13 protein-coding genes are annotated in these 9884 nt (G+C 30.8%); 10 read left to right on the forward strand and 3 right to left on the reverse strand.

Features of this window, described 5'->3' with window-relative positions:
• Positions 1–99 precede the first annotated feature (99 nt).
• On the reverse strand, positions 100–375 hold the full coding sequence (locus B5E75_RS15120; protein WP_349291065.1) for a DUF4351 domain-containing protein: 276 nt from the start codon (positions 373–375) through the stop codon (positions 100–102).
• A gap of 290 nt (positions 376–665) precedes the next feature.
• On the opposite strand from B5E75_RS15120, the gene B5E75_RS13410 reads away from it, so the two are divergent.
• The 5 genes from B5E75_RS13410 (at position 666) to B5E75_RS13430 (ending at position 4962) form a co-directional block, all read left to right on the forward strand.
• Positions 666–1769 (forward strand): metallophosphoesterase, encoded by a 1104-nt coding sequence (locus B5E75_RS13410; protein WP_087360232.1) that lies wholly within the window; start codon positions 666–668, stop codon positions 1767–1769.
• Positions 1770–1799: 30 nt separating this feature from the next.
• The gene (locus B5E75_RS13415; RefSeq protein ID WP_087360235.1) at positions 1800–2207 is read left to right on the forward strand and encodes a hypothetical protein; all 408 of its coding nucleotides are present in this window, start codon (positions 1800–1802) and stop codon (positions 2205–2207) included.
• A gap of 108 nt (positions 2208–2315) precedes the next feature.
• A complete protein-coding gene (locus B5E75_RS13420; RefSeq protein WP_087360238.1) occupies positions 2316–3185 on the forward strand; it encodes an ABC transporter ATP-binding protein in 870 nt (289 codons plus the stop codon).
• Between the two features lie 5 nt (positions 3186–3190).
• A complete protein-coding gene (locus tag B5E75_RS13425) occupies positions 3191–3991 on the forward strand; it encodes an ABC transporter permease subunit (RefSeq protein WP_162607707.1) in 801 nt (266 codons plus the stop codon).
• A gap of 59 nt (positions 3992–4050) precedes the next feature.
• On the forward strand, positions 4051–4962 hold the full coding sequence (locus tag B5E75_RS13430; protein WP_162607708.1) for an NAD-dependent epimerase/dehydratase family protein: 912 nt from the start codon (positions 4051–4053) through the stop codon (positions 4960–4962).
• 15 nt (positions 4963–4977) lie between these two features.
• On the opposite strand, the gene B5E75_RS13435 is transcribed toward B5E75_RS13430, so the two are convergent.
• Both B5E75_RS13435 and B5E75_RS13440 read right to left on the reverse strand, forming a co-directional pair.
• The gene (locus B5E75_RS13435) at positions 4978–5790 is read right to left on the reverse strand and encodes a purine-nucleoside phosphorylase (protein ID WP_087360247.1); all 813 of its coding nucleotides are present in this window, start codon (positions 5788–5790) and stop codon (positions 4978–4980) included.
• Positions 5791–5852: 62 nt separating this feature from the next.
• Positions 5853–6371 (reverse strand): ferritin, encoded by a 519-nt coding sequence (locus tag B5E75_RS13440; RefSeq protein WP_087360250.1) that lies wholly within the window; start codon positions 6369–6371, stop codon positions 5853–5855.
• Positions 6372–6492: 121 nt separating this feature from the next.
• Here B5E75_RS13440 and B5E75_RS13445 point away from each other — a divergent pair, with 121 nt between their 5' ends.
• The 5 genes from B5E75_RS13445 to B5E75_RS13465 are packed head-to-tail and all read left to right on the forward strand — an operon-like array spanning position 6493 to position 9617.
• Positions 6493–7758 (forward strand): HD domain-containing protein, encoded by a 1266-nt coding sequence (locus tag B5E75_RS13445; protein ID WP_087360253.1) that lies wholly within the window; start codon positions 6493–6495, stop codon positions 7756–7758.
• The gene (locus B5E75_RS13450; RefSeq protein WP_087360256.1) at positions 7739–8149 is read left to right on the forward strand and encodes a GNAT family N-acetyltransferase; all 411 of its coding nucleotides are present in this window, start codon (positions 7739–7741) and stop codon (positions 8147–8149) included. Before B5E75_RS13445 ends, B5E75_RS13450 begins: the two co-directional genes overlap by 20 nt.
• 57 nt (positions 8150–8206) lie before the next feature.
• Positions 8207–8485, forward strand: a complete 279-nt coding sequence (locus B5E75_RS13455) for a hypothetical protein (RefSeq protein ID WP_087360259.1) — start codon at positions 8207–8209, stop codon at positions 8483–8485.
• 18 nt (positions 8486–8503) lie between these two features.
• Positions 8504–8986, forward strand: coding sequence for an RNA polymerase sigma factor (locus tag B5E75_RS13460; RefSeq protein ID WP_087360262.1), 483 nt, complete (start codon positions 8504–8506; stop codon positions 8984–8986).
• Positions 8979–9617 carry an anti-sigma-I factor RsgI family protein gene (locus B5E75_RS13465; protein ID WP_087360265.1) on the forward strand — a complete coding sequence of 213 codons (639 nt, stop codon included), beginning with the start codon at positions 8979–8981 and terminating at the stop codon, positions 9615–9617. The genes B5E75_RS13460 and B5E75_RS13465 overlap by 8 nt, the downstream gene beginning before the upstream one ends.
• Positions 9618–9884: the final 267 nt, after the last annotated feature.

The following is a 9884-nucleotide window of genomic DNA, read 5'->3' on the forward strand; positions in this document are numbered from 1 at the left end:
AACGTTTACATATTTCTATTTTTAGTTCTTTAGAATATTTGCTTTTTCTTCCCAATATAAAAACCTCCCGTATCAGTGTTTAATTATTTACACTGTCTACTAGGAGGTTATCATATCAACATCAGATATAGCTTTTTTAACATGTACGATATGTATTTTTAATATTTTTACAATATCTTGTTCATTTTCAATATCAAAAATATGTACTGTCAGATTATTTAGCTGTTGTGTGTTGCTTGATTGGATTTGGTTAACTGTCTCGTTAGATAATTGGTCAAGCTTTTGTGTCAGTAGTTTCATAAGTGTTGTGATGATACCTTCACTCTTGATCAGATTTTGATTGTCCTTGATAAGGAGAGAAGCATCAAAGAGGATGACATTAAGTTAGTCTACAAGATGGTCAAAGTGATAAAAATAATGCTTAATGCGAATATCAAACAGATTATCAAAATGAATCATAAAAATATCCTTCTCAATTATATATACGCAAAAAGAAGAGAAATTTCTTTTTATGATACAACTTTCAATCATATTACAACATAATGTTTTCTGTAAGCATATTTTTGGGTGTGAATAGTTTATAAATACAGCATAGGAAATCATATGATTTCAATTTCTTTTTATATGAATTATGTTAAAATAGAATGGTAAGGTGAGGTGATGACATGATTACACCAAAACATGTGGTTAAAAAGATTAAAGGAGATTATAGATTAATTGTTATTAGTGATATTCATGGACATTTAGATAGATTTAAGGCTTTATTGAAAAAAGTGAGATATACACCTGATGATTACCTTGTTATTCTAGGGGATTTTGTAGAAAAAGGAGACCAGGTTATTGATACCATTCATTTTATTGAAGAACTTGCACAAAGAGAGCGTGTTTTTATATTAATGGGAAATTGTGAGTGGGCATTAGATGCTTTGTTGACGGTGCCAGAACTAGCCAATCAGATTCCAGGATATCTGAAACGTGTTTCCAGCAATGGTTGTATACGTGAAGTCTATCATCGTCTACATTTAGATAATGGACATGAAACAATGTTAGGAGTTCAAAAACAGATTGCTGATTATCTGCATGATGAATTGGCTTTTATCTCTCATTTACCGGTAACTCTCAAATGGAATCAGTTTTTGTTTGTTCATGCGGGAGTTGAAAAGAGAAAAGATTACAAAAAGAGTTCTTTATCTTCATTGTTAGAGATGAAATATTTTTATCATCAAGGTCATCTTTTAGATGAAGTGGTTGTTGTAGGGCATTTACCAACATCTAATTACTATCCAGATCAAATATGTAATGATGTGATCATTGATGAAGATAAACGTATCATTTGTGTTGATGGAGGAACAGGTGTCAAGTCTATCTCACAGCTTAATGCTCTTATCATTGAATCGCAAGACGGTGTCATTCATTATTCACAGGATTATGTTCAACCTTTACCTTGTCATGAAGTTTTATATGATATTGATTCTATCAATAAAACAAAACATAAAATAGCATATCCTTATTTTGAAGTAGAAATCATTAAACATGGAGAACAATTTAATGATTGTTATCAAAAAGATACAAATCAATACTTGAAAATTAAAAATGAATTTTTATATTCAAGAGAAAATCATACATATTGTTTAGATGATTATACTGATTACTTTATTTCAGCTAAAAAAGGCGATCTGGTGAAAGTTGTTGGTATTTATGATCAATATGCCTATGTGATTCATCAAGGAGAAGTGGGATGGATTGAATTGAAGTGTATAAATCTGTAAAGTTGGTTCATACTTATATGGGTGATAAAAATGAATGAAGAAACATGTATTGAAGAATTATTGAATGGTTTAAATATGGGACTGGTAGCTATTGATCATTTGATTGATAAAATTGAAAATACACAATTGAGAGATATTGTTTTACATCAAAGGAAAGCTTATGGTGATTTGAAAAATAAGTTGACACGTGATTTTGCTTTGGCTGAAGACCATATTAAAAACAAAATCATGTTGGAGTCTATGATTGAAATGAAAACATTGATGAGTGATGATCATAAAATTGTGAAAATGTTAATAGAAGGAAGCAATCAGTCGGTTATGACAATGACACATTTATTAAACAAAGAAAAGCATGTTGATTTAAAGGTGAAACAATATATTGATGAATTTGAAGATATTTCTCAAAAATATATTGATGAATTAAAACCATTTCTTTAAGATAAACTGTAATGTTGAATCATTGCAGTTTTTTCATTTAAGAAGAAATACATTTATTTCATTATGAATGTACGTTATAATATGGAGTATAAAGAAAGAAGGGGAAATATGATTGAGATTTGTCATCTGACCAAAGATTATGGAAATCATAGAGGTGTATTTGATATGAGTTTCCAGATTCATAAAGGGGAAATATTGGGAATTTTAGGTCCAAATGGAAGTGGGAAAACAACTATCATTAGGCATTTGATGGGATTTATCAAACCAGATCAGGGAACTGTTCAAATTCAAGGAAAAGATTGTTTTCAAGAGGCTGCTTTTATTCAACAAAATGTGGGTTACTTACCCGGTGAGATTGCTTTTATGGATGATATGACAGGAATGAATTTTATTCATTTGATTGCTAAACTTAAAGGTATTCATGATTTAAGTTATGCTCATTGGCTGATTAATTTTTTAGAACTCAATGCACAGGGGCAAATCAAAAGAATGTCTAAAGGAATGAAACAAAAAATAGGCTTAGTCATTGCATTGATGCATGATCCAGCCATTTTGATTTTAGATGAACCTACGAGTGGATTAGATCCTTTGATGCAAATGAAATTTATAGAATTAATGAAGAAAGCAAAACAACAAGGGAAAACGGTTTTTATGTCTTCTCATATTTTTGAGGAAATAGAAAATGTATGTGATCGCGTTGTGATTATTAAAGAAGGTCAAGTTGTGACAATTGAAGATATGGAACAGTTAAAACATCATCGTTATAAACATTATGAAATACAATTTCATTCTCTATTAGAAATGGAAAAATTTATGTATCAACATCCTGATGCTAAAAGACATCAGCAAACTGTTTCATTACTTGTCAAAGGAAGTCCCGACCAATTGATTAAAGAATTATCAAGTTATACGATTGATGATTTTAATGTACAACCACAATCATTAGAAGAAATCTTTTTACAATATTATGGAGAGTGATGAAAATGTCCGGTGTTTTATATCGCAAAGAATTACGTACAAATTTTCCATTAATCTTTCTTTTTCTCATGATTATCACTATGTATGCCACTATTATCATTTCTATGTATGATCCAAATATGAATAGCAGTTTACAGGTTTTAGCTAAGTCAATGCCAGAAATATTTGCTGCTTTTGGAATGATGAATGTGTCATCTTCATTGATAGACTTTATTACGAATTATTTATATGGCTTTTTGCTTATTATTTTTCCGTTTTTATTAAATGTGATACTGTGTTATCGTTTGATGGGAAAATATATTGATCATGGTTCAATGGCTTATCTATTATCTACACCGATAGGTCGAAGAAAAATTGTTATGACACAATATCTTGTTTTATTGACAGCTATGTTGATTGTTGTTATGTATACTTTTATATTGATTATTTTGTTGTCATTTTTGATGGTGAGTGAAGAAAGTTTAGACATCATTCATTTTTTATATGTCAATATAGGATTGTTAGCCCTGCAATATTTTTTAGGAAGTTTATGTTATTTATCAGCGTTGATATTTAATGAAGCCAGACTTTCTATTGGTATAGGTGCAGGTATTAATATTCTTTTTATCATGATCTGGATGTTGTCACAAGTTGGTGATCAACTGGAAATTCTGCATTATTTGACACCATTATCATTGTTTGATCCACAACTGTTATCCACTGGTGATGGTCAATCATGGCTTTATATATTTGTTTTATTGCTGTGTTCAGGGATTGTTATTGTTTTAGGACAGAGGATATTTCAAAAACGTGATTTACCATTATAGGCATATGAGTTGTGCCTACAATGGTTTTTTTATATAATAATCAAAAAGGTGGGATTGAAATGAAAGTATTAATGATTGGTGGAAGCTATTTTTTAGGACGTCTTTGTACCATGCATTTTTCAAAACAATGGGACTGCACACTTATCAATCGTGGTCATTATTCAATGAAAGATTATCATGTGACTGAATATTTTTTTGAACGTCATGATATGAAGGCATGGCAGCAGCTTCCTTATGAAGAATATGATGCTGTGATTGATTTTTGTGCTTATCAATCAGGTGATATACAAACGGTCATAAAAGCTTTGAATGGACGTATTCATCATTATGTATTTATCAGTACAGTTGATGTTTACAAGCGTCAAACAGGTGTTTGTAAAACAGAGAATCATCCATTAGAAACACATCAATTTGAAGGTGATGCAGGGGCTTATATTACAGGTAAAGTTCAACTTGAACAAGAATTGATGCATTTATCAAAAGAGTATCAAATACCTTATACTATTTTAAGACCGGGTCAAATTTATGGACCTTTTAACTATGCACCTAGAGAGTCTTTATTGATTGAAAGAGTAGTGAAAGGTTTACCATTGTTTTCATTACATGATGCCACATTGCCTTTTCAAATGGTTTATGTAGAAGATGTTGTGAACGCTATAGAAAAAGTTGTTGAAAAGAGAGCTTATAATGAAACATATAATGTTGTCAGTGAAGAAGAAGTGACTTATTCAATGATTAATCAAATTCTTCTAACATGTCAGCCAGACTTAAAAATAGAAAATCGTTCTATTGAAGAAGCTATTCAGCTTCATTATCCACTTCCATTCCCTTTGTTTTTAGAAGAAATGGAATATTATAATGGTCAAAAAATTGTCAAGCAGCTCCATCTTCAATATACACCATTAAAGAGTGGTCTTAGAAAAACATATCAGGCTTTCTATCCTGTTTATACTTCCAATGAAAAAAGATGAGTTGAGGCTCATCTTTTACATATCTTGAATAATTTGTTTGACAAGTTTTACAAGATTGACTTCTGCCTGATTAGCAGCTTCCATCACTTCTTGATGATCGAGTTCACTCTGACCTAAACCAGCAGCTTTATTTGTAACAAGTGAAATACCAAGTGTTGTCATACCTGAATGTCTGGCAACAATAGCTTCAGGAACTGTAGACATACCCACCATATCTGCTCCTATTGCTTTTAATGCACGAATTTCAGCTGGTGTTTCAAACATTGGACCTTTAAAGAAACAATAAACTCCTTCTTTAAGAGAAACATTTGTTTTCTTTGCAGCATTTTTAGCAATTTCCTGTAATTGTTTTGAATAGACTTCTGTCATATCTTTAAAGCGAGGACCAAATTCATCTAAATTAGGACCACGTAATGGACTAGGAGCCATAAATCCAATATGATCAGAAATTAAAGTAATCTGACCGGGATTAAGATCATCTCTAATTCCCCCACAGGCATTTGTGACAAATAAATAAGGAATACCAAGTTTCGCAAATACACGAATAGGTAACGTTACAATGTCCATATCATGTCCTTCATAATAATGAAAACGTCCTTTCATGGCACATACTGTTTTATTGGCAATTGTTCCAATATAAAGTTTTCCTTCATGACCGGGAATTGTAGAAACAGGGAAATGGGGAATATCCTGATAATCAATGATTATAGGATTTTCAATTTCATCAGCTAGTGGTCCTAAACCTGATCCTAAGATAATCGCAATATCAATTTTTCCATCATAGCGTGAATGAATATATTCATAAGCTTCATTAATTTTTGTATACATAGTCTTCCTCCTCAAATCCTATTATAAACAAACTTTCTATGAAAAAAAAGACCTTTCGGTCTTTAATCAGCATTTAAAATAGCTGCTTGTGTATATGTTCTTTGGGCAAGTTCACTATTTAATGAATAAAGCGATTTAGGATCATGCCCAAATAATTCAAATTGAGAAAGTAAATCAGAAGCATTCTTTTCTTCTTCACCTTGTTCAGAAACATACCAGTCTAAAAACTTCATTGTACGATAGTCTTTGATTTCATGGGCTGCATCATAGATGTTATGAATAAGGCTTGTGACATATTGTTCATGTTCTAAACCATATTTTAGTGGGTCATCAAGATGTTTTAATTCTTTATCTGGTTTGTCAATAGCTTGAAGTGTGACTTGATAATCATTATCTTGTAGATATTGTAGAATACCAATCGCATGGTCCATTTCTTCTTTGGCTTGGATATTATACCAGTTAGCATAACCATTCAATCCTTTGTAAGCATAGAAATTTGCAAAATCTAAATATAAATAAGCAGAATACATTTCTTTGTTAATTTGATCATTTAATAAATCAGCAACTTTTTGATTCAACATTTTTTATTCCTCCTTACGTAGTTATTATATACCTGAATGTTGATAAAAACAATGTCTATGGTGGGATATTGTAGACTTTATGAGTAATATTTTGGTAAAATAATAAAAAGAAGGTGAGTTTATGGGGTTTCCAGAAAATTTTTCTTTGAAATCTATTGAATTGAATGAAAAAAGGGTTATTAGAGATGCGATACATGATTATATTCATGTTGATCATTTAATTATTTGGCGTTTGATTAATTCTCAAGAAATGCAACGCTTACGTAGAATTAAACAATTAGGTGGAACTTATCAAGTTTTTCAAAGTGCTGAACATTCACGTTTTGTTCATTCTTTAGGGGTTTATCAAGTTGTTCGACGTATGTTGGAAACAGAATGTTTAAGCAATGCTTTAAATGATTATGATAAACTTTGTGTGATGTGTGCAGGATTATTACATGATATTGGACATGGCCCCTTTTCTCATTCTTTCGAGGGTGTTTTTGGTGGAAATCATGAAGATATGACAGTGAAAATGATTTTAGAAGACAGTGAGGTTCATCATATTCTATCCTCTTTTTATGAAAAACTTCCTCAAGATGTTGCTTCCATTATTCAGCATACACATCCTCACCATATTTTAATCCAAATGGTTTCAAGTCAGCTGGATGCTGATCGTATGGACTATCTGCTAAGAGATTCTTATATGAGTGGTACAACTTATGGACACTTTGATATGTCACGTATTTTACGAACAATGCGTATACGAGATGGTAAAATTGTTTATAAAGAATCTGGGGTTCAAGCTATTGAGAATTATATTCTTGCCAGATATCATATGTATTGGCAGGTCTATTATCATCCAACAGCACGTAGCTATGAACATCTTCTACAATGTATTTTTCAAAGAGTTAAAGATTTATATCGAGAGGGTTATGATTTTCAAACACAGCTTGACTATCTTATTCCAATGTTGGAAAATCGTGTTCAGGTGCAAGATTTTGTTGATTTAGATGAAGCTGTTGTCTTGTATTATTTTAAAGAATTTAGACATGAAAAAGATTTTATTTTGAGTGATTTGGCATCACGATTTTTAAATCGTCATTTGTTTAAATATATGCAACTCAAAAATCTTGATGATTTAAAACGGATAAAAGATATTGCTAAAGATAAGGGGTATCATCCAGATTATTATATTGTTAGTGATAATCAAAAACAGATTCCTTATTTACATTATGGAGAAAGTGGAGAATTAAGTGAAATTGAGATTTTGGATAGTGAAGGATCTCTTTCTCCTTTACCTATGAAATCAGAGATTGTGTCCGCTATTTTGAATTCTAAACGTTTTAAATCAGATCAAAAGGTATTTTTTCCAAAGGAGATAAAAGATGAATTATCAATTTTTTAATGTGCTTCCTATAGAAGCTAAAATGATTAGAGAACAGGTTTTTGTTGAAGAACAAGGCTTTCAAAATGAATTTGATGATATTGATGCAAGAAGTTGGCATTTAGTGATTTATGATTATCATACGCCTATTGGCTGTGCACGTATGTATGATGAAAATGGTGTTGTGATTTTTGGTAGAATTGCAGTGATTAAAGAAAAAAGGCACAAACATCTTGGAAGTTATATACTTCACGAATTAGAAAAGAAAGCCAGAGAACTGGGATATTTAGAAGCAATGCTTTCAGCTCAAGTCAATGCGAAAGCGTTTTATGAAAAGAATGGGTATGTTGCTTATGGTGAAGAATATCTTGATGAATTTTGTCCTCATATTCATATGAAAAAAATTTTATAAATAATGAATGATTCTGTTGTGTTCAATCGTATTGATAATGAATAGGAGGGAAACAGAATGAAGAAAATCGTTGTTTTGATATTATTGGTTGTTATTGTATTGGGAGTTAAAATGAGTTATACCTACGCGTCATCACAAGAAAGAAGATGTTATGATACAAACATAGAGGATTGCCTTGATAGTCAGGAAACAAATGCTTACCATTCAGCACAATGTTATTATATTGATGAAAACGGTGAAGGTATTTGTGATCATTATCAAAACTCTGGCTGTCATATGATAGAACATCATGATCAGCATTATCAACAGGCTCATCATTATGGAAAACATCATTAGTCATGAAGGCAGATATGTATGCGTAGTGAAGATGAAATCAATCATGCTGTTGATGTCTATGGTGATACAGTTAAGAGAATTTGTATGCTGCATTTAAAAAATTGGGCTGACACGGAAGATATATTTCAAAATGTTTTTTTTAAATATGCATTAACTCGAAAAAAATTTGAAAGTACCGAACATGAAAAAGCATGGATTATTCGTGTCACAATCAATCAATGTCACGATTTATTAAAGAGTTTTTTTAAAAGTAAAACACAATCTCTAGAGACTCTTAAAAATTTACCAGAAACATCACCTGATTTTATAAACGAAGTTTTAGAAGCTGTTCTACAATTACCAGTTAAATACAAAGATGTTGTCTACTTATACTATTATGAAGGATATGAAGCTCATGATATTGCGAAGCTATTGCATAAAAATGTGAATACAGTTTATACATTGCTTAATCGTGCAAGGTGTATGTTAAAAAAGGTATTAGGAGATGATGAAGATGAATAATTCTATAAAGGATGCTTTTAATTCTATTCATGCACAAGAATCTCTTAAAGATAAAACGAAAGTTTATGTTAAACATACATTACATCGTAGGCATAAAAGACGTTTTCAATATGTGATGGCAGGAGCACTTGTATTGATTCTTTGTTTAGTGATTGGAGGATACAAGGTGTATTATACACCGGTTGCAGCACTGAGTTTAGATATGGATTCTTCCATTGAATTGGAATTAAACATTTTTAATCGTGTCATAAATATGAAAGAGTATAATCGTCATGATAATAAGAATGATTTTTATTCTATACATCATATGAATTATATTGAGGCTATACAAACAATTCTTTCATATGAAAATATTTCTGCAGATGATTTAGAATTAACTGTTTATTGTCAATCTACAGGTCAATCGAAAACACTTCAAAATGATTTGATATCACAAATTTCTATCTTAAAAAATCGTATTTATCATACTGCCAATCATGATGAGATCAAAACAGCTCATCGATTAGGTGTTTCTTTTGGAAAGTATCGTGCCTATCTATCTTTGCTGGAAGTTGATCCAGAAACAACAGTTGAAGATATAGAAGATTTATCAATGAGTGAAATACATGATTGTTTACAAGAAAAATCATGACAGCACCATCAAAATCATCATGGGTATAGTCATCAATAAAAGTATTAGAGAATATAGCACAATATTTACAATAAGCAAATATTGTGCTATATTTGTCTTAGAAAAAGATTTTTTAACTTTTTTGTCTAAATAAGAAGTAAAATGAAGCATTTAATGCGTATATATATAATAGAGGAACATTTCTTGGATTGTTTTATGACTCCTTAAATATTGATGTTGTTGTTAACTATAAAAATCAAAAAGGAGGAACAATCAATGAATGAGAAA

The organism is Massiliimicrobium timonense (assembly GCF_002160865.1).
GTDB lineage: Bacteria > Bacillota_I > Bacilli_A > Erysipelotrichales > Coprobacillaceae > Allocoprobacillus.

Excerpts from the sequence above, each read along its gene's own strand:
- B5E75_RS13410 (WP_087360232.1), top strand. The coding sequence starts at position 666 with ATGATTACACCAAAACATGTGGTTAAAAAGATTAAAGGAGATTATAGA.
- B5E75_RS13415 (WP_087360235.1), top strand. The coding sequence starts at position 1,800 with ATGAATGAAGAAACATGTATTGAAGAATTATTGAATGGTTTAAATATG.
- B5E75_RS13420 (WP_087360238.1), top strand. The coding sequence starts at position 2,316 with ATGATTGAGATTTGTCATCTGACCAAAGATTATGGAAATCATAGAGGT.
- B5E75_RS13425 (WP_162607707.1), top strand. The coding sequence starts at position 3,191 with ATGTCCGGTGTTTTATATCGCAAAGAATTACGTACAAATTTTCCATTA.
- B5E75_RS13430 (WP_162607708.1), top strand. The coding sequence starts at position 4,051 with ATGAAAGTATTAATGATTGGTGGAAGCTATTTTTTAGGACGTCTTTGT.
- B5E75_RS13435 (WP_087360247.1), bottom strand. The coding sequence starts at position 5,790 with ATGTATACAAAAATTAATGAAGCTTATGAATATATTCATTCACGCTAT.
- B5E75_RS13440 (WP_087360250.1), bottom strand. The coding sequence starts at position 6,371 with ATGTTGAATCAAAAAGTTGCTGATTTATTAAATGATCAAATTAACAAA.
- B5E75_RS13445 (WP_087360253.1), top strand. The coding sequence starts at position 6,493 with ATGGGGTTTCCAGAAAATTTTTCTTTGAAATCTATTGAATTGAATGAA.
- B5E75_RS13450 (WP_087360256.1), top strand. The coding sequence starts at position 7,739 with ATGAATTATCAATTTTTTAATGTGCTTCCTATAGAAGCTAAAATGATT.
- B5E75_RS13455 (WP_087360259.1), top strand. The coding sequence starts at position 8,207 with ATGAAGAAAATCGTTGTTTTGATATTATTGGTTGTTATTGTATTGGGA.
- B5E75_RS13460 (WP_087360262.1), top strand. The coding sequence starts at position 8,504 with ATGCGTAGTGAAGATGAAATCAATCATGCTGTTGATGTCTATGGTGAT.
- B5E75_RS13465 (WP_087360265.1), top strand. The coding sequence starts at position 8,979 with ATGAATAATTCTATAAAGGATGCTTTTAATTCTATTCATGCACAAGAA.